Below are 23,590 nucleotides of genomic sequence, written 5' to 3' on the forward strand. Positions count from 1 at the left end.
TAGGGGGCGCTCTCAATGAGTTTCCCCGCATTAAGTGTAAGCCACACGCGCCAATGTCGCTCAGCAAACCCAAGTGGCGCGGCCCGGTTGATCCAGGTGCCGCGCAAGGTAGCCGGCAAATTCGCGGCGGGGAATCGCTCGGGCGCCCAGGCTGTGCAGATGATCGGTAGGCATCTGGCAGTCGATCAGCACAAAACCCGAGTCTTTCAGGTGTCGCACCAAGGTGGCGAAGCCATACTTGGAAGCGTTGTCGGCGCGGCTGAACATAGATTCGCCAAAAAATAACTGCCCCATAGCCAGGCCGTAGAGCCCGCCGACCAGCACGCCATCGTCCCAGACCTCCACTGAATGGGCATAACCACGCCTGTGCAGTTCGACGTAGGCATCCTGCATCTCTTGGGTGATCCAGGTGCCGTCAGCGTATTCGCGCGGTGCGGCGCAGGCGCGGATGACCGCGGCAAAATCCCGATCGAAGGTCACTTGATAGCGCTGTTGGCGCAGCAGTTTGTTCAAACTACGGGAGACATGCAGTTCGTCGGGAAACAGTACCGTGCGCGGGTCCGGCGACCACCAGAGAATCGGCTGGCCCTGCGAGAACCACGGGAAGCAGCCGTGACGATAGGCTTGAATCAGACGATCGGCGGACAGATCGCCGCCCGCGGCCAGCAGCCCGTTGGGGTCGCGCATGGCTTTTTCCAGCGGCGGGAAGGTCAGGGTGTTGCGTTGTAACCAAGTCAGCATGGCATCCGGGCTTGCAGAAGGGGAGGGCGGTAGCGGGCCGTTGAGCCCGCCTTGCGCAGGTTAACCGTCAAACGGTGGGGATGTCATCGAGATACTTCTCGGCATCCAGCGCGGCCATGCAGCCGGCCCCGGCGGACGTCACCGCCTGACGGTAAATATGATCGGCCACGTCACCGGCGGCGAACACGCCTGCAATGTCCGTGGCAGTGGCATCACCTTCGCTGCCGCCCTTGATCAGCAGATAACCGTCGCGCATTTTCAGCTGGCCCTGGAACAGGTCGGTATTGGGCTTGTGGCCAATGGCGATGAATACGCCGGCCAGCGGCAAGTCATTGGTTTCGCCCGTATGGCTGTGCCGCAGGCGGGCACCGGTCACGCCGCTGGCATCGCCCAATACTTCGTCCAGATTCTGGTTCCAATGCAGGCGGATATTGCCGTTGGCGGCTTTTTCGAAGAGCTTGTCCTGGAGGATCTTCTCCGAACGCAATTTGTCGCGACGGTGAATCAAATGAACTTCCTTGGCGATATTCGACAGGTACAGCGCTTCTTCCACGGCCGTGTTACCTCCGCCGACCACCGCGACCACCTGGTTGCGGTAAAAGAAGCCATCGCAGGTGGCGCAGGCCGAAACTCCTTTGCCGGCAAAGGCTTCTTCCGATGGCAGCCCCAGGTATTGGGCCGAAGCGCCGGTGGCGATAATCAGCGCATCGCAGGTGTAGGTGCCGCTGTCGCCGATAAGCTCGAACGGGCGCTGTTGCAACTTGGCCGTATGGATGTGGTCGTAAACGATCTCTGTGTCGAAGCGTTCGGCGTGTTTTTGCATGCGTTCCATCAGTACCGGGCCGGTCAGGCCTTCGACGTCGCCGGGCCAGTTGTCGACTTCGACGGTGGTGGTCAGCTGGCCACCTGCCTGTATGCCGGTGATGACAACGGGTTTGAGGTTGGCGCGAGCGGCATAAACGGCTGCGCTGTAACCGGCGGGTCCGGAACCCAGAATGATCAGGCGGGAATGCTTCGCTTCAGTCATAAAAACACCTCATAAGCCTTTGTCACAAAAGAGAATGCATGCTCAAATTGGACCGCGCCTACTGTGCTGTTGGCTATGCTGCACCCAAGGGTCTCAAGCATGGCATCGGGTGAACAAACCCGTACAATGCTCGCTTGTAACAGTGTTTGTATCAAAAAAGCGGTGCGTGCCGTATTTCGAAAAACCGGGGCGCAGTGTTAAAAGTAGTCCCAGTTGCGCCTGTTAACTTTTTTACCTGCCTGGATTGGGCAGTTTTTATAGTCATTCAACAGATGGACGCGCCATGGGCGCAGGAAAAGAAGCGTTTTGAAGAAATCCACCGCAGCACCTAAAACAGTCGTCCCGCTCTGGCGCCAGCAATTGCACTACCGGCTCAAGGAAGGTGCATTGATCGCCATCGGCGCCTTGTGCCTGTTCCTGATGATGGCTTTGTTGACCTATGGCAAAGACGATCCGGGCTGGAGCCATAACAGCAAGATCGACGATGTGCAGAACTTCGGCGGGCCGGCCGGCTCTTACAGCGCCGACATCCTGTTCATGGTCCTGGGTTACTTCGCCTACATTTTCCCGTTGCTGCTGGCGATCAAGGCGTATCAGATCTTCCGCCAGCGCCATGAGCCGTGGCAGTGGAGCGGCTGGTTGTTCTCCTGGCGCCTGATCGGCCTGGTGTTTCTGGTGCTGTCGGGTGCAGCGCTGGCCCACATCCATTTCCATGCGGCGACCGGTCTGCCGGCCGGCGCGGGCGGCGCTTTGGGCGAAAGCCTCGGCGATCTGGCCCGGAACGCGCTGAATATCCAGGGCAGCACGCTATTGTTCATCGCGCTGTTCCTGTTCGGCCTGACAGTGTTCACCGACCTGTCGTGGTTCAAGGTGATGGACGTCACCGGCAAGATCACCCTTGATCTGTTCGAACTGTTTCAGGGCGCGGCCAATCGCTGGTGGGCGGCCCGTGTCGAACGCAAGCAACTGGTTGCCCAGTTGCGTGAGGTCGATGATCGCGTGCATGACGTGGTCGCGCCGACCGTCACCGACAAACGCGAGCAGGCCAAGGTCAAGGAGCGCCTGATCGAGCGTGAGCAAGCCCTGAGCAAGCACATGTCCGAACGCGAGAAGCAGGTACCTCCGGTGATTGCCCCGGCTCCGCCCAAACCGGCAGCTCCCAGCAAGCGCGTGGAAAAAGAGAAACAGGCGCCGTTGTTCGTCGACAGCGCCGTGGAAGGCACCTTGCCACCGATCTCGATTCTCGACCCCGCGGAAAAGAAACAACTCAATTATTCGCCTGAATCCCTCGCGGCCGTCGGCCACTTGCTGGAAATCAAGCTCAAGGAATTCGGCGTCGAGGTCTCGGTGGATTCGATTCACCCGGGCCCGGTCATTACCCGTTACGAAATCCAGCCAGCGGCCGGCGTCAAAGTCAGCCGCATCTCCAACCTGGCGAAAGACCTGGCCCGTTCCCTGGCCGTGACCAGCGTGCGTGTCGTGGAAGTGATTCCGGGCAAGACCACGGTCGGTATCGAGATTCCTAACGAAGACCGGCAGATCGTGCGGTTCTCCGAGGTCTTGTCGACCCCCGAGTACGATAACTTCAAGTCCCCGGTCACCCTGGCCCTGGGTCATGATATCGGCGGCAAGCCGGTCATCACCGACCTGGCGAAAATGCCGCACTTGCTGGTGGCCGGTACGACCGGTTCCGGTAAGTCGGTGGGTGTGAACGCGATGATCCTGTCGATTCTGTTCAAGTCTGGCCCGGAAGACGCCAAGCTGATCATGATCGACCCGAAAATGCTTGAGCTGTCGATCTACGAAGGCATTCCGCACCTGCTGTGTCCGGTGGTCACCGACATGAAGGACGCCGCCAACGCCTTGCGCTGGAGCGTCGCCGAGATGGAACGGCGCTACAAGCTGATGGCGAAAATGGGCGTGCGTAACCTCTCGGGCTTCAACGCCAAGGTCAAGGAAGCCCAGGACGCCGGCGAGCCGTTGAGCGATCCGTTGTACAAGCGCGAAAGCATCCACGACGAGGCACCCCTGCTGCAAAAACTGCCGACCATCGTCGTGGTCGTCGACGAATTCGCCGACATGATGATGATCGTCGGCAAGAAGGTTGAAGAGCTGATCGCCCGTATCGCCCAGAAGGCCCGTGCGGCCGGTATCCACTTGATCCTCGCGACCCAGCGTCCGTCGGTGGACGTGATCACCGGTCTGATCAAGGCGAACATTCCGACCCGTATGGCGTTCCAGGTATCGAGCAAGATCGATTCGCGGACCATCATCGACCAGGGCGGCGCCGAACAACTGCTGGGCCACGGTGATATGTTGTACATGCCGCCGGGCACCAGTCTGCCGATTCGTGTTCACGGCGCGTTCGTGTCCGATGACGAGGTTCACCGGGTGGTTGAAGCCTGGAAACTGCGCGGTGCGCCGGAATACAACGACGACATCCTCGCCGGTGTCGAAGAGCCCGGTAGCGGCTTTGAAAACGGCGGCGGTGGCGGTGACGATGATGCCGAAACCGATGCGCTCTACGACGAAGCAGTGCAGTTCGTCCTGGAAAGCCGTCGTGCGTCCATCTCTGCGGTTCAGCGCAAGCTGAAAATCGGCTACAACCGCGCGGCGCGCATGATCGAAGCCATGGAAATGGCCGGGGTCGTAACATCCATGAACACCAACGGTTCGCGTGAAGTCCTGGCCCCTGGCCCGGTGCGCGACTGATCCGGTTTTGAAAGGGGCGGTGTCTTGAGACGCCGCCCGCACTCCCACGAATGTTTATGAGGACTCCCATGCGTCTTATCCGCATGTTGCTGCTGCCGGTACTGGCTTTGACCACGCTCTCGGCCCACGCCGATGACAAGGACGTGGCGCGTCTGACTCAACTGCTGGAAAAATCCCAGACCCTGACCGCGCGTTTCTCCCAGCTGACTCTTGATGGCAGCGGCACCCAGTTGCAGGAAACCGCCGGTCAAATGTCCTTGCAGCGCCCGGGCCTGTTCTACTGGCACACCGATGCGCCGCAAGAGCAACTGATGGTGTCCGATGGCAAGAAGGTTTCCCTGTGGGACCCGGACCTGGAGCAGGTCACCATCAAGACCCTCGACCAGCGCCTGACCCAGACTCCGGCCCTGCTGTTGTCCGGTGACGTGTCCAAGATCAGCCAGAGCTTCGACATCAGTGCCAAGGAAGCCGGCGGCGTGATCGACTTCACCCTGAAGCCGAAAACCAAAGACACCCTGTTCGACAGCCTGCGTCTGTCGTTCCGCAACGGTCTGGTCAATGACATGCAACTGATTGATAGCGTCGGTCAGCGCACCAATATCCTGTTCACCGGCGTGAAGGCCAACGAGCCGATTCCGGCGTCCAAATTCAAGTTCGACATCCCTAAAGGGGCGGACGTGATCCAGGAGTAAGACGCATAACCTGTGGGAGCGGGCTTGTGTGGCGAGGGAGCTTGCTCCCGCTGGGGCGCGCAGCACCCCCAAAATGGGACTGCTGCGCAGTCCAGCGGGAGCAAGCTCCCTCGCCACAGGATTTTGCCAGACTTGAGAACTACGTAAAAAAACGAGGTTTCAACCGCACGTGATGGACCTGTTTCGCAGCGCCCCGATTGCTCAGCCCTTGGCCGCACGCCTGCGCGCGACCAATCTGGACGAGTACGTCGGTCAGGAACACCTGCTCGCTCGCGGCAAGCCTTTGCGCGAAGCCCTGGAGCAGGGTGCCCTGCATTCGATGATTTTCTGGGGGCCGCCGGGGGTGGGTAAAACCACGTTGGCGCGGCTGCTCGCGGAAGTTTCCGATGCGCACTTCGAAACGGTTTCGGCAGTACTGGCCGGCGTGAAGGAAATCCGCCAGGCGGTGGAAGTCGCCAAGCAGCAGGCCGGGCAGTACGGTAAACGCACCATCCTGTTCGTCGACGAAGTGCACCGCTTCAACAAGTCCCAGCAGGATGCGTTCCTGCCATACGTTGAAGACGGCACGCTGATTTTCATCGGCGCAACCACCGAAAACCCCTCGTTCGAACTCAATAACGCGCTCCTGTCCCGGGCTCGCGTCTATGTGCTCAAAAGCCTCGACGAAGCGGCCCTGCGCAAACTGGTGCATCGCGCGCTGACCGAAGAGCGTGGGCTGGGCAAGCGGCAACTGACCCTCAGCGATGAAGGTTTCCAGATGCTGTTGTCCGCCGCCGATGGCGATGGCCGGCGTCTGCTCAACCTGCTGGAAAACGCCTCGGACCTGGCCGAAGACAACAGTGAAATCGGCGTCGATCTGCTGCAAAGTCTGCTCGGTGACACCCGTCGGCGCTTCGACAAGGGCGGCGAAGCCTTCTACGACCAGATCTCCGCGCTGCATAAGTCGGTGCGCGGTTCCAATCCCGATGGCGCGCTGTACTGGTTCGCGCGGATGATCGACGGCGGTTGCGACCCGCTGTACCTGGCCCGGCGCGTGGTGCGCATGGCCAGCGAAGACATCGGCAACGCCGACCCTCGCGCCCTGAGCCTGTGCCTGGCGGCGTGGGAAGTGCAGGAGCGGCTCGGCAGCCCCGAAGGTGAGTTGGCAGTGGCCCAGGCCATTACGTATCTGGCCTGCGCGCCGAAAAGCAATGCGGTGTACATGGGCTTTAAAGCCGCGATACGTAGCGCCACCGAACACGGTTCGCTCGAAGTGCCGCTGCACTTGCGCAATGCGCCGACCAAGTTGATGAAGCAATTGGGTTATGGCGATGAATACCGTTATGCCCACGATGAACCGGATGCCTACGCCGCTGGCGAAGACTACTTTCCGGACGAGCTCGAACCGCAACGGTTTTATCAGCCCGTGCCCCGCGGCCTGGAACTGAAAATCGGCGAAAAGCTTAATCACCTCGCGCAGCTTGATCGTCTAAGCCCCCGGCAGCGGAGAAAATAGTGATTCCATTGATCGTTGCCGTTTCTGTCGGCGGTGTCGCCGGCACGCTATTGCGCTTCGCCACCGGTAACTGGATCAACGCGAATTGGCCGCGGCACTTCTATACCGCGACGCTGGCCGTTAATATCGTGGGCTGTTTGCTGATCGGCGTTCTATACGGTCTGTTTTTGATTCGCCCGGAGGTACCGTTTGCGGTGCGCGCCGGGTTGATGGTCGGCTTCCTCGGGGGGCTGACGACTTTTTCATCCTTTTCACTGGATACGGTGCGCCTGCTGGAAACCGGGCAAGTGCCGCTGGCCCTGGGCTATGCGGTCATCAGCGTATTCGGCGGGCTGCTCGCCACCTGGGCTGGCCTGTCCTTGACCAAACTTTGATAACGAGAAACCGACATGCTCGATTCCAAACTGTTACGTAGCAACCTTCAGGACGTAGCGGACCGCCTGGCATCCCGTGGCTATGCTCTGGATGTTGCGCGCATCGAAGCGCTGGAAGAACAGCGCAAGACCGTCCAGACCCGCACCGAAGCTCTGCAGGCTGAACGTAACGCGCGCTCCAAGTCCATCGGTCAGGCCAAGCAGCGCGGCGAAGACATCGCGCCGTTGATGGCGGACGTCGAGCGCATGGCGGGTGAGTTGAGCGCCGGTAAAGTCGAGCTGGACGCGATCCAGACCGAGCTGGATTCGATCCTGCTGGGTATTCCGAACCTGCCGCACGAATCGGTGCCGGTCGGCGATGACGAAGAAGGCAACGTTGAAGTGCGCCGCTGGGGCACGCCTAAGGCCTTCGATTTCCCGGTTCAGGACCACGTGGCCCTGGGCGAGAAGTTCGGCTGGCTGGACTTCGAAACCGCCGCCAAGCTGTCCGGCGCCCGTTTCGCCCTGCTGCGCGGCCCGATCGCCCGTCTGCACCGTGCGCTGGCGCAGTTCATGATCAACCTGCACATTAACGAACACGGTTACGAAGAGGCTTACACCCCGTACCTGGTGCAGGCGCCTGCGTTGCAGGGCACCGGTCAGCTGCCGAAATTCGAAGAAGACCTGTTCAAGATCAGCCGCGAAGGCGAAGCCGATCTGTACCTGATCCCGACCGCTGAAGTGTCGCTGACCAACATCGTCGCCGGCGAAATCGTCGATTCGAAACTGCTGCCGATCAAGTTCGTGGCGCACACGCCGTGCTTCCGCAGCGAGGCCGGTGCATCGGGTCGCGATACTCGCGGCATGATCCGTCAGCACCAGTTCGACAAGGTCGAGATGGTGCAGATCGTTGAACCATCGACCTCGATGGAAGCGCTGGAAGGCCTGACTGCCAACGCCGAAAAAGTCCTGCAACTGCTGGAACTTCCGTATCGCACCCTGGCGCTGTGCACGGGCGACATGGGCTTCAGCGCGGTCAAGACCTACGACCTGGAAGTGTGGATTCCAAGCCAGGACAAATACCGCGAAATTTCGTCGTGCTCCAACTGCGGCGATTTCCAGGCCCGCCGCATGCAAGCGCGTTTCCGCAACCCGGAAACCGGCAAGCCTGAGCTGGTCCACACCCTGAACGGTTCCGGCCTGGCGGTCGGTCGTACCCTGGTGGCGGTGCTCGAGAACTACCAGCAGGCCGACGGTTCGATCCGTGTGCCTGAGGTGCTCAAGCCGTACATGGGTGGCCTTGAGGTCATCGGCTAAATGGACTATCTGCCGCTGTTTCATAACCTTCGCGGCAGTCGTGTATTGGTCGTCGGCGGAGGGGAGATTGCCTTGCGCAAATCCCGCCTGCTGGCCGAAGCCGGTGCGCTGCTGCGGGTGGTTGCACCGCAAATCGAACCGCAACTGCGCGAGCTAGTGGTCGGCAGCGGTGGCGAGTGCCTGGTGCGTGGCTACGTCGAGGCGGATCTGGACGGTTGCGGGCTGATCATCGCCGCCACCGACGACGAACCGCTGAACGCGCAAGTCTCCGCCGATGCTCATCGGCGTTGCGTGCCGGTCAACGTGGTGGACGCGCCTGCCCTGTGCAGCGTGATCTTCCCGGCGATCGTCGATCGTTCTCCGTTGATCATCGCGGTGTCCAGCGGCGGCGATGCGCCGGTGCTGGCGCGGTTGATTCGCGCCAAGCTGGAAACCTGGATTCCTTCCACCTACGGGCAACTGGCTGGTCTGGCGGCGCGTTTCCGCACTCAGGTCAAAGGCCTGTTTCCGGATGTGCAACAGCGCCGGGCGTTCTGGGAGGATGTATTCCAGGGCCCGATTGCCGACCGGCAACTGGCCGGGCAGGGCGCCGAGGCCGAGCGCTTGATGCTGGCGAAAATCAATGGCGAAGCGCCTGTCGCTACCGGCGAGGTTTATCTGGTGGGTGCCGGGCCGGGTGATCCCGACCTGTTGACCTTCCGCGCCTTGCGTCTGATGCAGCAAGCCGATGTGGTGCTGTATGACCGTTTGGTAGCGCCGGCGATTCTGGATTTGTGCCGTCGCGATGCCGAGCGAGTCTACGTCGGCAAGCGCCGCGCCGATCACGCCGTGCCTCAGGAGCAGATCAACCAGCATCTGGTGGATCTGGCCAAGGCCGGCAAGCGCGTGGTGCGCTTGAAGGGCGGCGATCCGTTCATTTTCGGGCGCGGCGGTGAAGAGATCGAAGAACTGGCGGCCCATGGCATTCCGTTCCAGGTCGTTCCGGGTATTACCGCTGCCAGTGGTTGCGCGGCCTATGCCGGGATTCCACTGACTCACCGCGATTACGCGCAGTCGGTGCGGTTTGTCACCGGGCACCTCAAGGACGGTTCCACCGATTTGCCGTGGGCCGACCTGGTCGCGCCGGCGCAAACCTTGGTGTTTTACATGGGGCTGGTGGGCCTGCCGATCATCTGCGAGCAGTTGATCAAGCACGGTCGCGCGGCCGATACCCCGGCGGCGTTGATCCAGCAGGGCACCACGGTCAATCAGCGGGTGTTTACCGGCACCCTGGCCGACCTTCCACGGCTGGTGGCGGAGCATGAAGTACATGCGCCGACGCTGGTGATCGTCGGGGAAGTGGTGCAACTGCGCGAGAAACTGGCGTGGTTTGAAGGGGCTCAGGGGCAGGTCTGATTTGTGGCGAGGGGGCTTGCCCCCGTTGGGGCGCGTAGCGGCCCTGAAAGCGTCGTACGGGGTCTCACTGAAAGTCCGCGTCCGCCGGTTTGCGACTGCTTCGCAGCCGAACGGGGGCAAGCCCCCTCGCCACAGTTGATCGTGATCATTTTCAGGTTTCAGTGTTCTGTCAGGCCTTGCGCCAAACCCCTTTCCCCTTCAACCGCTCCCGATCATGAGCTGCAGTGAAATCCTGCGCCGGCCCTTTAGGCACGATCCCGGTTGGATTGATGGTCTTGTGGCTACCGTAGTAGTGATTCTTGATGTGCTCAAAACTCACCGTTTCGGCTATCCCCGGCCACTGATAAATCTCCCGTAGCCAGTTCGACAGATTCGGATAATCGGCAATCCGCCGCAGGTTGCACTTGAAGTGTCCGAAGTACACCGCATCGAAACGAATCAGCGTAGTGAACAGCCGAATATCCGCTTCCGTCAGGTATTCACCCGTAAGGTACCGGTTCGCGCCCAGCAATTGCTCTAGCCGATCCAGCTCACCAAACAGTTCGTCGAACGCTTCTTCATAAGCCTGCTGCGAGGTGGCAAATCCGGCGCGGTACACGCCGTTGTTTACCGCCGGATAAATCCGCTCGTTCATGGCGTCGATATCGTTTCGCAAGGGCGCCGGGTAGAAATCCAGGTCATTGCCGGTCAGCTCATCAAAAGCGCTGTTGAACATGCGGATGATCTCCGCCGACTCATTGTTGACGATGCGATTTGTCTGTTTGTCCCACAGCACCGGCACCGTGACGCGGCCGGTGTAGTCGGCAGTATCGGCGGTGTAGCGCTGGTGCATGAAATTGAAGTGATCGAGCTTGTCGCCGGTCGAGCCCAGGTTCTTGTCAAAGGTCCAGCCGTTTTCCAGCATCAACCAACTGACTATCGACACGTCGATCAGATTTTCGAGGCCTTTGAGTTTGCGCAGGATCAGCGTGCGATGGGCCCACGGGCAGGCGAGGGAGACGTAGAGATGATAGCGACCGGCCTCGGCGGCAAAACCACCGCCGCCGGTCGGCCCTGGCTTGCCGTCGGCGGTCAGCCAGTGGCGACGCTGCGCCTGTTCACGCTGGAACGTGCCGTCCTTGCTTTCATACCACTGATCTTGCCAGCGGCCTTCGACTAACAAACCCATGTTCAAAACTCCTCAACCGATAAGCGTTGGAGAGGAGTCTATGCGCATGGGTTCGAACAAAAAGCGCAAAGGTTAGGCAGTTATGATCGGTTAAATCGATTTGTCCCGGGCGTCCCAGTACTGCTGGGCGGTTTCGAACGCTTGCTCGCGAGGCTGACCGAGGCCGCGCAACGCCAGGGCCATGGTCGAAATCAACGCCATTTGCGGGTAGCTATCGACCACGTCGCCACGCCACACCGCTTTCAAATGCTCCGGATCGAGGCTGGCCGGTTTGACGTGGCGCTGGGTCGACATCTGCGGCCACTCTTCATCCCAGCTTTCGCCGCCAGTGGTGCCATACAGGTGACTGTCGGCATCCGGGTTGATCTCGATTTCACCGCCATCGCCCTTGATGACGATGGCAGTGTCGCTGAGCAAACCGCTGGCCTCGCGATGTACGGCCTGATAGCCGGGGTGGAAAATGCTCTGCAGGCCGCAACGGGCGCCCAACGGATTAAGAATCCGCGCCAGGGAATGGATCGGCGAGCGCAGGCCCAAGGTGTTGCGCAGGTCGATCATCCGCTGAAGCTGCGGGGCCCAGTCCACCAATGGCATGAACGCCAGACCGCCTTGATTGAGCGCAGCGTCGACCTGCTGCCAGTTGCGGCACAGTGGAATGTTCAGCGTCTCGAGCAGTTGTTCGCTGTACAGCCGACCGGCCGTGTGCGCGCCGCCGCCATGCATGAAGATGCGCACGCCGTTCTGCGCCAGGCACTTGGCCGCCAGCAGGTACCACGGCAAGTGACGCTTCTTGCCGGCATACGTCGGCCAGTCCAGATCAACCGCCAGCGCTGGCGGATTCAGGCGTTCACGCACGGCTTCGGCGAACCCGGCCATTTCCTCGGCGCTTTCTTCCTTGTGCCGCAACAGCATCAGGAAGGCGCCGAGCTGGGTGTCTTCGACCTTGTCGTCGAGTAACAGGCCCATGGCCTCGCGGGCTTCTTCGCGAGTCAGGTTGCGGGCACCGCGTTTGCCCTTGCCAAGAATCCGCACGAACTGGGCGAAAGGGTGCTCTTCGGGCGTTTCGAGGGTCAGTGCTGGATAGTCGGTCATAAGCAATTCGTCGGTTTGGGCAGGCCCGCCAGTTTCGCGGCGAGTTTGGCAGGGGTGCCTTTGAACAGTCGGTTCAGGTGCAGGCTGTTGCCCTTGTCGGGGCCGAGTTTCAATGCGGTGTACTTGATCAGCGGGCGGGTCGCCGGGGACAGCTGGAATTCGTCGTAGAAACTGCGCAGCAGTTCGAGAATTTCCCAGTGTTCCGGGCTCAACTCGATGTCTTCGGCAGCGGCGAGGGCGGCGGCCACCTCGGCAGACCAGTCGCTCAGTTCGACCAGGAAACCGTCCTTGTCCAGTTCAATGGCACGGGCGCCGACCGTCATGGATTTCATAGCCAGCTGTTGACCTTGTCGTAGTGAATCGACAGTTCGACGAAGGCCGGGTAATCGATGGCCTTGGCCCAGTCCGGGACTTGCAGAGCCCGCGCTTGAGCATCTTCGGCCAGTACGAACAGATTCAATTGGCGGGCGTGCAGCGCGCCGAACGGCGCAGTGCCTGGCTGCAAGGCATAGGCCGCATCGCCACTGAGCAGCAGCGCATCGTTGGCGCCGATCACGCGCAGGCAACTGCTCAGACGTTCATCGCCAAAAGGGGAATGAGACAACACATGCAAAGTCGACATCAGAGGGTGATCACCTGGTCGTAACGGTCAATAAGGGCGGTGATTTCCTGGGCGGTCAGCACCCGGGCTTCTTCAAGTGACAGGTTTTCAGGGTCCAGGCCACGGGTCGCGGCGCTTTCACCGCAGACGAACAGGTCTTCGACGCCAAACATCGGCAAGGCTTGCAGGTTGGCGCTCAGGTCTTTCTGTTGCAGGGCCTTGGCGTTCTGTTCATTGGCGAGCTGAAACACGCCGTCATCGAGAAACAGCAGGCCGATCGGCAGATCGAAGGCACCACCGGCCAGCACGATGTCCAGCGCTTCGCGCGCATTCGGCCCGGACCACGGCGCCTGACGGCTGATAATCAGCAAGGATTTAGCCATCTCACGTGCCTCCGAAACAGATCAAGCGGTCAGCGTCCTGCACCGCGTCATGCAACTGGCCGAGGCCGGACAATTCCCACGGCGCACCCACCGCTACCGCTTCACGCTGATAGCGCTGGGCTTCTTCCTCGTTCAACACCCCACGGCGCAGGGCGGCGGCGATGCAGACCACGCCATCGAGTTGATGCTCAGTGACAAAGTTGCGCCATTGCTTGGGCAAATCCTGCTCGTCCTGAGGCGTGACCACGCTGCCGGACGCGTTGTAGACGCCATCCTGATAGAAAAACAGCCGGACAATCTCATGCCCGCCGGCCAGCGCGGCCTGGGCGAATAGCAGGGCACGGCGCGAGGAGGGCGCATGGGCGGCGGAAAACAGCGCAATGGCGAATTTCATGATGGGCTCGATCAGCAAAACTGCGGCCATGATAAAGCTTTATCGGCGGGGCGGCGAAGGGCGTTTATTCGTAGACCGAGTCGCTGCTATCGCGAGCAGGCTCGCTCCCACAAGGGATTTGTGTCGTACAGAACACTGAAATCCACTACAGACCCCTGTGGGAGCGAGCCTGCTCGCGATAGCGGAGTGTCAGGCAACATCAATGCTGAATGTGATAACCCGATCAGCGCGGCATATAACCCAACTGCCAACGCCGCGGTATCTTCAATGACAGCACCCCCAGCGCTCCTGCCAGCAGCCCGCTGACAAACAGCGCCTTGAGCCCAAGATGCTGTTCCAGCAAAGCACCCAGCACCGCGCCGGCAAACATCCCGGCCCACGGGATCAATTGCACTCGCCAGCCGTTGCGCCGCTCGCCAAGCATCCACCGCCCCAGCCCACGGCCAAATCGCGACAACGCGCCAGTGACGTAAGTCAGCCCGACCGGCAGGCCGTTCACTTCTTCCACGGCGGCATTGAGCATGCCCATGGCGATGATTGCCGCCAGCAGCGCCGGCAATTGCGTCTCATAGGGCCAGGCCGCAGCGCCGCAGAGCAACGTGGCGATGCACAGCATCAATGGCAGCGCCCGTCGGCCACCGAACCGGCTGACGACAATGCCCAAGGCATTACCGATGACGAACGTGGCCACGAGAATCAGCAGACGCAGGGTCAGCCCGAGGTCGCCATCGCTGATCGCCACGGCCAGACGGGTGGTGTTACCGCTCATGAAGGACACGAAGTCGCCGCTGGCCATGAAGCCGATGGCATCGGTCATGCCGGCGAGCACCGACAAACCGGCGACTAGCGCCAGGCCGATGCGTCCGCGCCATTTATGGGTATGCAGATGGCCCGGCGTGGCCCGGGTGCCTGACGGAGAAGGCAACATTGAAGAGGACTTCCTTGAGCCGCGAGATTATTTGGTTAACCCATATAACTCGTAATACTCCAGCCAGTCCATGCCGGCCATCTCCGCGACTTCCTTGTGCACCTCCAGGCGTTGGGCCTGGTAATCCTCAGGCGTGGGGGCAGTCAGTTGCAGCGTCAGCTCCCAGGCAAACAAACCCAGGCGCTCAGCCTCGGCTTCGAACGCTTCATGCAAGCGCTCGTCGCGGTACTGCTCCACTGTCTCGCCCTTGGCCTGGGCCAACAGTGGATTCAGGTTGTCCAGTTCGACGCGCAGCTCAGGACGCTCATCGAGAAACTTTTTCAGCGCCTGCTCGTGTTGCTGTTCGGTTGCCGCCATGGTCACTCCTTGGAAGACTGCTTTTTGCTCGCCTTGGCAGCCGCGGCCAGACACTCGAGAGCAAACTGCTCGGGGTAGGTCATCTGGATCGGCGTGGTTTCGCCTTTGACGGTTCTTTCGCCATCGAGAATGTAACGAATCCGCTTGTCGGTGACGCCAATTCGCTTGGCGATCCAGGAAGGCGTCTGACCGATCTGGCTGATCAGCTTGTCGGCGTATTCAGCGGTTGGTTTGTAGTATTCGGCGTTGGGTGTCATGACCTTTCCAGAAAAATGCGCCCGAAAAAATGGGCGATGCGGCGTTAATGGCGCGACAGGGTGCGCGAATCGTTGCGCGGTGTCGCGGTATAAATGAAGTAAAGCAGAACGATACGCCGCGCCGCGGTGATACAGTCCGCTTTTTCTTGATGAGCGAACGCAATGCGAATTCTGATGGTGGCGCTGGCCGCAACCTTGCTGGCGGGCTGCGCCGGATCGGCGATGAATGACGCCCGCACCAAAACCCCGTACAAAACCCTGACCTCGGACAAACCGGAAAAAGTCGTCGCCCAGTGCGTGCAGTTTGCATGGCAGGACGAAGCGGTGTTCGGCGTCGATGCGGGCGCGTATTTGCAGCCGGGCAAGAAGGGTGGCTCGACGGTGTATACCCGTTCGGCCGAGTCCTTCGTGGACGTGACCACCGACGCCTCCGGTACAGCGTTGAGCTACTACGCGCAGCATGACGACTTTGTCGCCAAGCGCCGATTGGCGGCGTTGGCGACCTGCTTGTAAGCAAGATCAAAAGATCGCAGCCTTCGAAGGCTGCGATCTTTTGGGGCCCCCCCGAAAATCGAAGGTTACAAATCCACCAACCGCTTCTGGAAAAAGAAGCGCTTATGGCCCGGCGGGTAATCGGCAATGTGCCCCAACTCGCTGTATCCGTGTTTTTTGTAAAACTCCGGCGCCTGGAAGTCGAAGGTGTCCAGCCAGATCCCCACGCATTCCTTTTCCCGCGCCAGGTCTTCGGCCATCTGCATCAGCTTCGAGCCCATCCCTTGTCCCCGGGCCTGCTCCGGCACCGACAACAACTCAATGAAAAACCACTGGTAAAACACTCGGCCATAGAGCCCGCCGAGAATCTCGTCGCTGTCATTGCGTACCAGCAAAGCAATCTGCTCCGACACCGTGGCCCCGGCCTTTGAGGCGTTGTAGGCGCGCAGCGGTGTGAGGATCGCCTCGCGCTCTTCCGGGGTGGCATTTTTCGACAATTCGATTCGCAGGGTCATAGGCAACACATCCTTATGGCAGTGAACACGGAGCCTATCCCGGTTGTGGCGATTGTTCTATCCCCCGCAACCGAAGGAACCCCCGGGGCCCCGGGAATGTCTAGCCTGAACAGCATCGTTGTTGAACGCAGCCATTGAGGACAGCCCGTGAACATTTTCGAAGCCTTGCGCGAAAGCCACGACCGTCAGCGCCGCTATGCCGATGCACTGATTCAAACCCGGGGCGACACCCCGGAACGGGTCGAGGCTTACAAGCGGCTCAAATCCGAGCTTCAGGCCCACGAAACCGCTGAAGAACGCCATTTCTACATGCCGCTGATGGAGTTCGACAATGGTGTGGATCTTAGCCGCCACGCCATCTCCGAACATCACGAAATGGACGAGATGATGGAAACGCTGGATGCGACCGAAATGTCCAGTCCGTCCTGGTTGGCAACGGCGAAAAAGCTCTCGGAGAAGGTCCATCACCACTTGAAAGAGGAGGAGCAGAAGTTCTTCCAGATGGCCGGTAAGTTACTCGACGAGCAACAGAAAGAAACCCTCGCCGGGCAGTATCAGAAAGAATACAAGGCGCAACTTTCCTGAGGATGAAAGCGCCGCAATGCGGTTCACTCAAGAGAGTCTTGAGTCAGTAAGAACTTGTGGCGAGGGAGCCAACACACCTTGCCGGCAAGGTGAAATGATTTGAATCCAATGCGCTCCTTATAGAGAATCGCCATCTTTGCCTCGAAAGGATGCGCGCGATGAAGTTCGAAGGGACTTTCCAATACATGGGCACTCACGGGATCGTCTTCAACGTCTCGCAGATCACCCTCACCGACAGCGAGCGCGGACGCCTGCGCGAGCTGCATTTTGGCGAGGCGAAAAGCGCCCACTATGAGGTCAACAGCAAGGTCGTCGAGGTGTACGACAAGATGCAGGCCAAGAGCCTGCCGTGCGTGATGATGATCGGCATCTCCAAGCCGCTGACCCGGCAACAGGGCGATGTCCTCAATGCCCAACGCACCAAGATCGCCAACCTGGCCGCCTCCGCCTTCGGTGGCGCTGCCGGTACTGTGGGCGGTTTAGCCGGACCTGCAGGCAGTGTCGCCGCAGGTACTGTTGTAACGGCGGGTGTGCGCTCGTACGTCAATGACGCTCTGCCCACCTACCATGCTGGCGACGTAATCGTCAGCATCCAGGCGCAGGTCAATGGTGGGATTGGCCCACAGCGCTCTTCCGAATCCCTGATCATCAAGACCTGAGTGGGGCTGCACATGTCCGAAATTACCCAGACGGTCATCGTTGTGGCGCTGGCCTTTCTACTTGATCGGTTTCTTAAGCCGTACCCGCTGCGCAAGTGGCTAGGGGTGACGCTGGTGGTGGCAGGCGCAATCGGCTGCGTTGCAGTGAGCCAGACCCAGTTGCTGGGCTTTGACTTGGGATTGATGTCGGTCCTTGCCGTGCCGGTGGGCGCGGGGCTGTTCGTGACCAGGCGGCGGTTCGAGCAGATTGGCTGAAGGTCAGGAAGGTGTGTTGACCGGACGGATACCTTGCTCCCGCTTGAGTGCGTAGCGCTCACAAAAATCGCAATGGTTGTCAGATTTTTGGGGCCGCTACGCAGCCCAGCGGGAGCAAGCTCCCTCGCCACAGGTTTCTCTGACTCAAGATTCTCTTGGGAGCGCCATTACGGCAGTCGCCGGGCTTTTCTGTTTTCGCCTAACATGGACGCTTTCTGACGAACATAAGGATGGATTGTCATGTCGAACACAGCCGAGCGGGTCAACATCATCGAGTCCCAAGTGCTGTCCCACGACTGGTATCTGCTGAAGAAAATCACTTTCGATTACTTGCGCAACAACGGCGACTGGCAGCGTCAGACTCGCGAAGTCTACGACCGGGGCAATGGCGCGGCGATTCTGCTGTTCAACCGCGAGAAGAAAACCGTCGTACTGACCCGCCAGTTCAGGCTGCCGGTGTTCGTCAACGGCCACGATGGTTTGCTGATCGAAGTGGCGGCGGGGCTGCTGGAAGGCGTTGCGCCTGAAGAGCGCATTCGTGCTGAGGCCGAGGAGGAAACCGGCTATCGCGTCCACCATGTGCAGAAGGTTTTCGAAGCCTACATGAGCCCCGGTTCGGTGACTGAAAAGCTGCATTTCTTCATCGCTGAGTACGACGCGTCTTCGAAGGTCAGTGATGGCGGCGGGCTGGAGGAAGAAACCGAAGAACTGGAAGTGCTGGAATGGACGTTCGACGAGGCGTTGGCGGCGTTCTATCGCGGGGAGATCTGCGATGCCAAGACCATCATGCTGCTGCAGTATGCGGCGATGAAGAATGTCTTCGGAGCGGTTTGAGCAGGATTGGATTGGCCTCTGAATTGAGAGAGCGTTCAGGCACAATGGTCGAGCATTTCGGCACAGTAACCAGCCTTTGCTCTCTCTAAACTCGTGCCTCACGCCAACACTCAGATGAGGTCACGATGAACATCAGAATAATCCTATCCGCATTGTCCATGGGCGTCGTGCTCACGGGACACGCTGCCGAGTTCTCGCTGACAAGCCAGGATATTGCTGAAAACCGCCCGCTGACCAGTCGCGAGGTGTTCCAGGGTTTCGGTTGCGAAGGGGGTAATACTTCGCCCGAGCTTTCCTGGCGCAACGCCCCGGCGGGTACCAAAAGTTATGCGATCACGGTCTACGATCCTGATGCGCCGACCGGCAGCGGCTGGTGGCATTGGACGGTGGTCAACTTACCCGCTTCAACCAGCAGTTTGCCAAGAGGGGTCGGCTCGAACCTGCCTGCCGGAGCAGTACAAGGGCGAACCGATTATGGCCAACCGGGATTTGGCGGGGCTTGCCCTCCAGTAGGGGATAAGCCGCATCGCTATCAATTCACCGTATGGGCGCTGAAAGTCGATAAGCTACCACTCGACAACCAGGCCAGCGGCGCCTTGGTGGGCTATATGCTCAATGCCAACGCCTTGGCCAAAGCGACCATTACTTCAACTTACGGACGTTAAGAACGATGCGCCCTTGTTTCGGCATACAGCACCGGGAAAATATTATCGATGCGTGTGTCATACGGGCGCGACAACCCCATACATTGCAACGGGTGCCGATATTCGCTACCGCCTTGTGTCGAGTGCGGCAGGGGGAAAAACTGCTGCAATGGGATGACCGGCAGATGCGTGCAGGGCCGCAACATCTGATTCTGATGCCGGCCGGGCGCGAGCTTGGCATCTCGAACTTCCCGGGCCTTCACGGTCACTACATTGCCGATGTGGTGACCTTTCCCGGTTCGACATTGCGTAACTTCAGCAGCCGATATGGCCAGCAGCTCATCAGCCATCGCCATGCCCAGAAGACAGACCTGTGTGTCCCTCTGGACAGGCATACCACACAGGCATGGGATCAGTTATTGGCCTCCATCAATGCGGATGCTCCGGATGCATTACGCACCCACTATGGGGAAGCGGTGCTTCTGAGCCTGTGCCTTGGCGGCCAGGCTGGACCGCTGCTGATGGATCGCAACGATCCACTGTGCGAACGGGTGCAGCAGCTGGTAATGGGCAGCCCGGAAAGAGACTGGACTGTTGCGCACGTTGCACAACACCTGAACCTGGGGGAGTCGACGTTGCGTCGCCAACTGGCCAATGAGGGGGACAGTTTCAGGAATATCCTGGAAAACGTTCGGCTGGCGACGGCGCTGCAATGGTTGCAAACCACGTCTCGCCCCATCGGTGAAATTGCCGGTGCCAGCGGTTACGCCTCGGCCTCACGTTTTGCAGTGCGCTTTCGCTCACACTATGGCTTGTCGCCACGGGAATTGCGGGCGACGATTTAGGTAATTCCTGTGAGATGTTCCCTGTCTTTTTGAAACTGTGCGTTTTGTGGCGAGCGAGCTTGCTCGCGCTGGGCGTGAAACGCCCCTTGTCGAAGATTTTGCCAGCGCTACGCACTGGAGCGGGAGCAAGCTCCCTCGCCACAAGGGCTCATTAGCTCAAAAACAAATCATCCATCTTGCCGGTCCCTGACCATTCGCAGCCCTCCAGCGTCAGCAACCGCTCTTTCGCCTCGAGCCCACCGGCAAACCCCGTCAGTTTTCCCGACGCACCAATCACCCGATGACAGGGCGCGATAATCGAAATCGGATTCTTGCCATTAGCCGCCCCCACCGCGCGAACCGCACTGGGATTGCCGATCTGCCGGGCAATCTCGCTGTAGCTACGCGTTTCGCCAAACGGAATGGTCAGCAGCGCCTGCCACACCTTCTGCTGAAATTCCGTCCCGGCAAAATCCAGTTCCAGTTCGAAACGGTTACGCGTGCCGGCGAAGTATTCCTGCAACTGCTGTGCGGTGCGCACCAGGATCGGGTTGTCCGCTGCTTCAGTCATCGGTCCCAGCCTTACCCGGCCCGGTTTGTCGTTTTCCCAGAGGATGGCCGCCAGTCGCGCGCCTTTCGCCACCAGTTTCAATTCGCCGACCGGAGACGCCAGGGTGGTGAAGGTGTAGGACATGCCGGCGGACTCCGCAAAAGTGCTGAACAGGGGCCCAGCATACTGCCTCGTCGGGGAGGCGCAATACGCAATCCCAGCCATACTTGCCTACTGCTCTTGAACCGTTCCTGCTGTTTTTGAACAGAACCTGAAAACAAAAAGAGACCGACTCATGAAGTTCGAACCTTTTACCAAATCGCTCGTGGCAACCGCATTGGCGCTGAGTTGCCTGACGGCCCACGCGGCCTCCGTCGCCCCGGTCGCAGCCGAAAACGGCATGGTCGTCACCGCCCAGCATCTGGCCAGCCACGTCGGCGTCGATGTGCTCAAGAATGGCGGCAACGCCGTCGATGCCGCCGTTGCGGTGGGTTATGCGCTGGCGGTGGTGTACCCCGCGGCGGGCAACCTGGGCGGTGGTGGTTTCATGACGATTCAATTGGCGGACGGGCGCAAGACGTTCCTCGACTTCCGTGAAAAAGCCCCGCTGGCCGCGACCCCCGACATGTACCTCGACAAAGCGGGCAACGTCATCCCGGACCTGAGCACACGCGGCCATCTTGCCGTTGGCGTGCCGGGCACCGTCTCGGGCATGGAACTGGCCCTGAAGAAATACGGTACCAAACCCCGCAAGGAAGTGATCGCCCCGGCCATCAAGCTTGCCGAAGACGGTTTTGTGCTGGAGCAGGGCGATGTCGATTTGCTGGAGTACGCCACCGACGTCTTCAAGAAAGACATGCGCGACTCGGGCTCGATTTTCCTGAGCAATGGCGAGCCGATGCAAGTGGGCCAGAAACTCGTACAAAAAGACTTGAGCAAAACCCTGCGGGAAATTTCCGAGAAGGGCGCCGACGGTTTCTATAAAGGCTGGGTGGCCGACGCCATTGTCACCTCCAGCCAAGCCAACAAGGGCATCATCACCCAGGCTGACCTCGACAAATACCAGACCCGCGAACTGGCGCCGATCGAGTGCGATTACCGTGGCTATCACGTGGTCTCGGCGCCACCGCCAAGCTCCGGTGGCGTGGTGATCTGCGAGATCATGAACATTCTCGACGGCTACCCGATGAAAGACCTGGGCTTCCGCTCGGCTCAGGCGATGCACTACCAGATCGAAGCGATGCGTCACGCGTATGTGGACCGCAACAGCTACCTCGGCGACCCGGACTTCGTGAAAAATCCGATCGCCCATTTGCTGGATAAAAACTACGCGACCAAAATCCGTGAAGTCATCGATCCGCAAAAGGCCGGCGTGTCCCGCGAGATCAAACCCGGCGTAGCGCCCCACGAAGGCAGCAATACCACCCATTACTCGATCGTCGACAAATGGGGCAATGCGGTGTCGGTGACCTACACCCTCAACGACTGGTTCGGCGCCGGCGTCATGGCGAGCAAAACCGGGGTCATCCTCAACGATGAAATGGACGACTTCACCTCGAAAATCGGCGTGCCGAACATGTACGGTCTGGTGCAGGGCGAAGCCAACGCCATCGCCCCCGGCAAGGCGCCGCTGTCGTCCATGAGCCCGACCATCGTCACCAAGGACGGCAAAGTCGTCATGGTCGTCGGCACTCCCGGTGGCAGCCGCATCATCACTGCAACCCTGCTGACCATCCTCAACGTGATCGACTACGGCATGAACATCCAGGAAGCGGTGGATGCGCCGCGCTTCCACCAGCAATGGCTGCCGGAAGAAACCAACCTGGAGAACTTCGCCACCAGCCCGGACACCAAGAAGATGCTCGAAAGCTGGGGGCACAAATTTGCCGGGCCGCAGGACCCCAACCATATCGCAGCTATTCTGGTAGGTGCGCCTTCGCTGGAAGGCAAGCCAGTGGGCAAGAACCGCTTCTATGGCGCGAACGATCCACGGCGTAATACCGGGTTGTCACTCGGTTACTGAAACAGGCGATCACCGGCCACCTGAACTCCCGGGTGGCCCCGATCCCCGTAGGAGCTGCCGAAGGCTGCGATCTTTTGCCTTTGATGTCAGCGAAAGCAAGATCAAAAGATCGCAGCCTTCGGCAGCTCCTACGGGGCTCGAACGTAGCCTCGCAAACTCGACAGTTGCTACAGGTTAAAAAGGGAGTTGAATTCCATCGTTCTACCGACCTATCTAAGGAAGGAAGCCATGAGCACCGCACTCCTGATCATCGATGTCCAACGCGCGCTGTGCACCGGCGAATACGAATGCTTCGACATCAATCGAGTCATCGACACCATCAACGACCTCAGCACCAAAGCCCGGGCCGCCGACATGCCGGTCATCCTGATCCAGCACGAAGAAGAGGGCGACCTGCTGCAATACGGCAGCGAAGGCTGGCAACTGGCCGAGGGTCTGAAGACTTCACCCCAAGACCTGCGGCTGCGCAAAACCACCCCGGATTCGTTTTACCAGACCCACTTGCATGAACAGCTGCAAGAGCTGGACGCCGACCGCCTGATCATCTGCGGCCTGCAAACCGACTACTGCGTCAACGCCACCGTTCGCCAGGCGCATCAGTTGGGCTACGACGTCGTGCTGGTGGCCGACGCCCATTCCACCATCGACAACGGCACGATGAGCGCCGAAGACATCATCGCCGAGCACAACAAGGATCTGGCGCACCTGACCGGCTCCGTGGCGCGAATCGATGTGATGCCGGCCAGTGAAATCAAAGTCTGAACACCGCTAGACGAGCGAGTTTGCTCGGTCAGGTTATTCTCAGATGTGATTTTTTCTTTAAGTAAAACGGGCGCCGATCATGGCGCCCGTTTTCGTTCAATCCGTCTGCAACCGCCGCACCACTGCCTGAAAACGCTCCGACGCGACCCAATTCGGATCCGCGTCCTCCACAAGCAGCATGATTCCCAGATAATGTTCCAGATGCAGCGTAATCGTTTGCCCCTCGACTACCAGGTCCCAATAACGCTGATCCAACCCATTGATCTGTGCCGTCCAGGTCCCGCCCAGCCCTTGCTCCAGTTCACTGGCAATGCGATTAAACAGTTCCCGGTCGGATGTCTCCGAGAGATAAATTTCCCGCAGTGGTGGGGACAACGGATGAGTCATGTTTTGCTCCTTGATGACGATCGTGACTTTACGCTTCCTGCGGAGTTTGTGATGAGCGACTTTGGTGTTCGACAACCTACCCAGAACTGGACGCAATCACTGCGCCTATGGCATGGTCAAAAAAATAATACGCCATGTAGCGAACAGG

General features: G+C 59.8%; 29 protein-coding genes. 15 read left to right on the forward strand and 14 right to left on the reverse strand.

Annotation, left to right across the window (positions count from 1 at the left end):
- Nucleotides 1-60: 60 nt before the first annotated feature.
- Nucleotides 61-741 carry a leucyl/phenylalanyl-tRNA--protein transferase gene (gene aat, locus ACZ9IM_RS20845; RefSeq protein ID WP_476224864.1) on the reverse strand — a complete coding sequence of 227 codons (681 nt, stop codon included), beginning with the start codon at nucleotides 739-741 and terminating at the stop codon, nucleotides 61-63.
- Between the two features lie 67 nt (nucleotides 742-808).
- A complete protein-coding gene (gene trxB / locus ACZ9IM_RS20850) occupies nucleotides 809-1,768 on the reverse strand; it encodes a thioredoxin-disulfide reductase (RefSeq protein ID WP_008068332.1) in 960 nt (319 codons plus the stop codon).
- A gap of 306 nt (nucleotides 1,769-2,074) precedes the next feature.
- Here trxB and ACZ9IM_RS20855 point away from each other — a divergent pair, with 306 nt between their 5' ends.
- From ACZ9IM_RS20855 to cysG, 6 genes are all read left to right on the forward strand, one after another.
- Nucleotides 2,075-4,480: a DNA translocase FtsK gene (locus ACZ9IM_RS20855; protein WP_032830114.1), complete on the forward strand. Its 2,406-nt coding sequence runs from the start codon at nucleotides 2,075-2,077 to the stop codon at nucleotides 4,478-4,480.
- Between the two features lie 68 nt (nucleotides 4,481-4,548).
- Nucleotides 4,549-5,172: an outer membrane lipoprotein periplasmic chaperone LolA gene (gene lolA / locus ACZ9IM_RS20860; RefSeq protein ID WP_007904916.1), complete on the forward strand. Its 624-nt coding sequence runs from the start codon at nucleotides 4,549-4,551 to the stop codon at nucleotides 5,170-5,172.
- Between the two features lie 172 nt (nucleotides 5,173-5,344).
- Nucleotides 5,345-6,667 (forward strand): replication-associated recombination protein A, encoded by a 1,323-nt coding sequence (locus tag ACZ9IM_RS20865; protein ID WP_008068335.1) that lies wholly within the window; start codon nucleotides 5,345-5,347, stop codon nucleotides 6,665-6,667.
- Nucleotides 6,667-7,041 carry a fluoride efflux transporter CrcB gene (gene crcB / locus ACZ9IM_RS20870; protein ID WP_008008558.1) on the forward strand — a complete coding sequence of 125 codons (375 nt, stop codon included), beginning with the start codon at nucleotides 6,667-6,669 and terminating at the stop codon, nucleotides 7,039-7,041. The genes ACZ9IM_RS20865 and crcB overlap by 1 nt, the downstream gene beginning before the upstream one ends.
- Before the next feature lie 15 nt (nucleotides 7,042-7,056).
- Entirely contained in the window at nucleotides 7,057-8,337 is a 1,281-nt protein-coding gene (gene serS, locus ACZ9IM_RS20875; protein WP_427622867.1) for a serine--tRNA ligase, read from the forward strand.
- Nucleotides 8,338-9,732: a siroheme synthase CysG gene (cysG, locus tag ACZ9IM_RS20880; protein WP_427622866.1), complete on the forward strand. Its 1,395-nt coding sequence runs from the start codon at nucleotides 8,338-8,340 to the stop codon at nucleotides 9,730-9,732.
- Between the two features lie 169 nt (nucleotides 9,733-9,901).
- Here the strand turns inward: cysG and ACZ9IM_RS20885 are convergent, their stop codons facing one another.
- From ACZ9IM_RS20885 to ACZ9IM_RS20925, 9 genes are all read right to left on the reverse strand, one after another.
- Nucleotides 9,902-10,900 carry a glutathione S-transferase family protein gene (locus ACZ9IM_RS20885; RefSeq protein WP_476224865.1) on the reverse strand — a complete coding sequence of 333 codons (999 nt, stop codon included), beginning with the start codon at nucleotides 10,898-10,900 and terminating at the stop codon, nucleotides 9,902-9,904.
- Nucleotides 10,901-10,990: 90 nt separating this feature from the next.
- On the reverse strand, nucleotides 10,991-11,992 hold the full coding sequence (locus ACZ9IM_RS20890) for a glycosyl transferase family protein (protein WP_476224866.1): 1,002 nt from the start codon (nucleotides 11,990-11,992) through the stop codon (nucleotides 10,991-10,993).
- On the reverse strand, nucleotides 11,989-12,324 hold the full coding sequence (locus ACZ9IM_RS20895; protein ID WP_007904907.1) for a TusE/DsrC/DsvC family sulfur relay protein: 336 nt from the start codon (nucleotides 12,322-12,324) through the stop codon (nucleotides 11,989-11,991). Before ACZ9IM_RS20895 ends, ACZ9IM_RS20890 begins: the two co-directional genes overlap by 4 nt.
- Nucleotides 12,321-12,614: a sulfurtransferase complex subunit TusB gene (gene tusB, locus ACZ9IM_RS20900; RefSeq protein WP_427622850.1), complete on the reverse strand. Its 294-nt coding sequence runs from the start codon at nucleotides 12,612-12,614 to the stop codon at nucleotides 12,321-12,323. The genes ACZ9IM_RS20895 and tusB overlap by 4 nt, the downstream gene beginning before the upstream one ends.
- Nucleotides 12,614-12,976 carry a sulfurtransferase complex subunit TusC gene (gene tusC, locus ACZ9IM_RS20905; protein ID WP_427622849.1) on the reverse strand — a complete coding sequence of 121 codons (363 nt, stop codon included), beginning with the start codon at nucleotides 12,974-12,976 and terminating at the stop codon, nucleotides 12,614-12,616. The genes tusB and tusC overlap by 1 nt, the downstream gene beginning before the upstream one ends.
- Before the next feature lies 1 nt (nucleotide 12,977).
- Nucleotides 12,978-13,370: a sulfurtransferase complex subunit TusD gene (tusD, locus tag ACZ9IM_RS20910; protein WP_427622848.1), complete on the reverse strand. Its 393-nt coding sequence runs from the start codon at nucleotides 13,368-13,370 to the stop codon at nucleotides 12,978-12,980.
- 223 nt (nucleotides 13,371-13,593) lie between these two features.
- Nucleotides 13,594-14,298 (reverse strand): YoaK family protein, encoded by a 705-nt coding sequence (locus ACZ9IM_RS20915; protein ID WP_476224867.1) that lies wholly within the window; start codon nucleotides 14,296-14,298, stop codon nucleotides 13,594-13,596.
- A 27-nt stretch (nucleotides 14,299-14,325) separates the two neighbouring features.
- A complete protein-coding gene (locus tag ACZ9IM_RS20920; protein WP_476224868.1) occupies nucleotides 14,326-14,655 on the reverse strand; it encodes a DUF6388 family protein in 330 nt (109 codons plus the stop codon).
- Nucleotides 14,656-14,657: 2 nt separating this feature from the next.
- Entirely contained in the window at nucleotides 14,658-14,912 is a 255-nt protein-coding gene (locus ACZ9IM_RS20925) for a hypothetical protein (RefSeq protein WP_008008546.1), read from the reverse strand.
- A gap of 162 nt (nucleotides 14,913-15,074) precedes the next feature.
- On the opposite strand from ACZ9IM_RS20925, the gene ACZ9IM_RS20930 reads away from it, so the two are divergent.
- A complete protein-coding gene (locus ACZ9IM_RS20930) occupies nucleotides 15,075-15,425 on the forward strand; it encodes a hypothetical protein (protein ID WP_007904889.1) in 351 nt (116 codons plus the stop codon).
- A 65-nt stretch (nucleotides 15,426-15,490) separates the two neighbouring features.
- On the opposite strand, the gene ACZ9IM_RS20935 is transcribed toward ACZ9IM_RS20930, so the two are convergent.
- A complete protein-coding gene (locus tag ACZ9IM_RS20935) occupies nucleotides 15,491-15,919 on the reverse strand; it encodes a GNAT family N-acetyltransferase (RefSeq protein WP_427622845.1) in 429 nt (142 codons plus the stop codon).
- Nucleotides 15,920-16,066: 147 nt separating this feature from the next.
- Between ACZ9IM_RS20935 and ACZ9IM_RS20940 the strand changes: the two genes are divergently transcribed.
- The 6 genes from ACZ9IM_RS20940 (at nucleotide 16,067) to ACZ9IM_RS20965 (ending at nucleotide 19,741) form a co-directional block, all read left to right on the forward strand.
- Nucleotides 16,067-16,504 carry a hemerythrin domain-containing protein gene (locus ACZ9IM_RS20940; protein ID WP_476224869.1) on the forward strand — a complete coding sequence of 146 codons (438 nt, stop codon included), beginning with the start codon at nucleotides 16,067-16,069 and terminating at the stop codon, nucleotides 16,502-16,504.
- 158 nt (nucleotides 16,505-16,662) lie between these two features.
- Nucleotides 16,663-17,163, forward strand: coding sequence for a hypothetical protein (locus ACZ9IM_RS20945; RefSeq protein WP_427622844.1), 501 nt, complete (start codon nucleotides 16,663-16,665; stop codon nucleotides 17,161-17,163).
- Nucleotides 17,164-17,175: 12 nt separating this feature from the next.
- Nucleotides 17,176-17,418 (forward strand): hypothetical protein, encoded by a 243-nt coding sequence (locus ACZ9IM_RS20950; protein ID WP_019580101.1) that lies wholly within the window; start codon nucleotides 17,176-17,178, stop codon nucleotides 17,416-17,418.
- 240 nt (nucleotides 17,419-17,658) lie between these two features.
- A complete protein-coding gene (locus tag ACZ9IM_RS20955; protein WP_427622843.1) occupies nucleotides 17,659-18,252 on the forward strand; it encodes an NUDIX domain-containing protein in 594 nt (197 codons plus the stop codon).
- A 125-nt stretch (nucleotides 18,253-18,377) separates the two neighbouring features.
- On the forward strand, nucleotides 18,378-18,917 hold the full coding sequence (locus tag ACZ9IM_RS20960) for a kinase inhibitor (protein ID WP_427622842.1): 540 nt from the start codon (nucleotides 18,378-18,380) through the stop codon (nucleotides 18,915-18,917).
- A 5-nt stretch (nucleotides 18,918-18,922) separates the two neighbouring features.
- Entirely contained in the window at nucleotides 18,923-19,741 is an 819-nt protein-coding gene (locus ACZ9IM_RS20965; RefSeq protein ID WP_476224870.1) for a helix-turn-helix transcriptional regulator, read from the forward strand.
- A gap of 151 nt (nucleotides 19,742-19,892) precedes the next feature.
- On the opposite strand, the gene ACZ9IM_RS20970 is transcribed toward ACZ9IM_RS20965, so the two are convergent.
- Nucleotides 19,893-20,414 (reverse strand): methylated-DNA--[protein]-cysteine S-methyltransferase, encoded by a 522-nt coding sequence (locus tag ACZ9IM_RS20970; RefSeq protein ID WP_033036799.1) that lies wholly within the window; start codon nucleotides 20,412-20,414, stop codon nucleotides 19,893-19,895.
- 151 nt (nucleotides 20,415-20,565) lie between these two features.
- Between ACZ9IM_RS20970 and ggt the strand changes: the two genes are divergently transcribed.
- Nucleotides 20,566-22,293, forward strand: coding sequence for a gamma-glutamyltransferase (ggt, locus tag ACZ9IM_RS20975; protein WP_008068370.1), 1,728 nt, complete (start codon nucleotides 20,566-20,568; stop codon nucleotides 22,291-22,293).
- Between the two features lie 228 nt (nucleotides 22,294-22,521).
- Complete coding sequence (locus ACZ9IM_RS20980; RefSeq protein WP_476224871.1) at nucleotides 22,522-23,055, forward strand: cysteine hydrolase family protein; 534 nt, start codon at nucleotides 22,522-22,524, stop codon at nucleotides 23,053-23,055.
- Between the two features lie 96 nt (nucleotides 23,056-23,151).
- On the opposite strand, the gene ACZ9IM_RS20985 is transcribed toward ACZ9IM_RS20980, so the two are convergent.
- A complete protein-coding gene (locus tag ACZ9IM_RS20985; RefSeq protein ID WP_063343122.1) occupies nucleotides 23,152-23,442 on the reverse strand; it encodes a DUF3630 family protein in 291 nt (96 codons plus the stop codon).
- Nucleotides 23,443-23,590 lie beyond the last annotated feature (148 nt).

The organism is Pseudomonas sp. TE12508 (genome assembly GCF_056279485.1).

Coding starts and splice junctions, on each gene's coding strand:
- ACZ9IM_RS20970 (WP_033036799.1), bottom strand. CDS start 20,414: ATGTCCTACACCTTCACCACCCTGGCGTCTCCGGTCGGCGAATTGAAA.
- ACZ9IM_RS20985 (WP_063343122.1), bottom strand. CDS start 23,442: ATGACTCATCCGTTGTCCCCACCACTGCGGGAAATTTATCTCTCGGAG.
- ACZ9IM_RS20950 (WP_019580101.1), top strand. CDS start 17,176: ATGTCCGAAATTACCCAGACGGTCATCGTTGTGGCGCTGGCCTTTCTA.
- ACZ9IM_RS20890 (WP_476224866.1), bottom strand. CDS start 11,992: ATGACCGACTATCCAGCACTGACCCTCGAAACGCCCGAAGAGCACCCT.
- tusD (WP_427622848.1), bottom strand. CDS start 13,370: ATGAAATTCGCCATTGCGCTGTTTTCCGCCGCCCATGCGCCCTCCTCG.
- ACZ9IM_RS20915 (WP_476224867.1), bottom strand. CDS start 14,298: ATGTTGCCTTCTCCGTCAGGCACCCGGGCCACGCCGGGCCATCTGCAT.
- ACZ9IM_RS20980 (WP_476224871.1), top strand. CDS start 22,522: ATGAGCACCGCACTCCTGATCATCGATGTCCAACGCGCGCTGTGCACC.
- ACZ9IM_RS20960 (WP_427622842.1), top strand. CDS start 18,378: ATGAACATCAGAATAATCCTATCCGCATTGTCCATGGGCGTCGTGCTC.
- serS (WP_427622867.1), top strand. CDS start 7,057: ATGCTCGATTCCAAACTGTTACGTAGCAACCTTCAGGACGTAGCGGAC.
- ACZ9IM_RS20885 (WP_476224865.1), bottom strand. CDS start 10,900: ATGGGTTTGTTAGTCGAAGGCCGCTGGCAAGATCAGTGGTATGAAAGC.
- aat (WP_476224864.1), bottom strand. CDS start 741: ATGCTGACTTGGTTACAACGCAACACCCTGACCTTCCCGCCGCTGGAA.
- tusB (WP_427622850.1), bottom strand. CDS start 12,614: ATGTCGACTTTGCATGTGTTGTCTCATTCCCCTTTTGGCGATGAACGT.
- ACZ9IM_RS20965 (WP_476224870.1), top strand. CDS start 18,923: ATGCGCCCTTGTTTCGGCATACAGCACCGGGAAAATATTATCGATGCG.
- ACZ9IM_RS20955 (WP_427622843.1), top strand. CDS start 17,659: ATGTCGAACACAGCCGAGCGGGTCAACATCATCGAGTCCCAAGTGCTG.
- cysG (WP_427622866.1), top strand. CDS start 8,338: ATGGACTATCTGCCGCTGTTTCATAACCTTCGCGGCAGTCGTGTATTG.
- ACZ9IM_RS20935 (WP_427622845.1), bottom strand. CDS start 15,919: ATGACCCTGCGAATCGAATTGTCGAAAAATGCCACCCCGGAAGAGCGC.
- ACZ9IM_RS20930 (WP_007904889.1), top strand. CDS start 15,075: ATGCGAATTCTGATGGTGGCGCTGGCCGCAACCTTGCTGGCGGGCTGC.
- ACZ9IM_RS20945 (WP_427622844.1), top strand. CDS start 16,663: ATGAAGTTCGAAGGGACTTTCCAATACATGGGCACTCACGGGATCGTC.
- ggt (WP_008068370.1), top strand. CDS start 20,566: ATGAAGTTCGAACCTTTTACCAAATCGCTCGTGGCAACCGCATTGGCG.
- tusC (WP_427622849.1), bottom strand. CDS start 12,976: ATGGCTAAATCCTTGCTGATTATCAGCCGTCAGGCGCCGTGGTCCGGG.
- ACZ9IM_RS20920 (WP_476224868.1), bottom strand. CDS start 14,655: ATGGCGGCAACCGAACAGCAACACGAGCAGGCGCTGAAAAAGTTTCTC.
- ACZ9IM_RS20865 (WP_008068335.1), top strand. CDS start 5,345: ATGGACCTGTTTCGCAGCGCCCCGATTGCTCAGCCCTTGGCCGCACGC.
- ACZ9IM_RS20895 (WP_007904907.1), bottom strand. CDS start 12,324: ATGAAATCCATGACGGTCGGCGCCCGTGCCATTGAACTGGACAAGGAC.
- ACZ9IM_RS20925 (WP_008008546.1), bottom strand. CDS start 14,912: ATGACACCCAACGCCGAATACTACAAACCAACCGCTGAATACGCCGAC.
- trxB (WP_008068332.1), bottom strand. CDS start 1,768: ATGACTGAAGCGAAGCATTCCCGCCTGATCATTCTGGGTTCCGGACCC.
- lolA (WP_007904916.1), top strand. CDS start 4,549: ATGCGTCTTATCCGCATGTTGCTGCTGCCGGTACTGGCTTTGACCACG.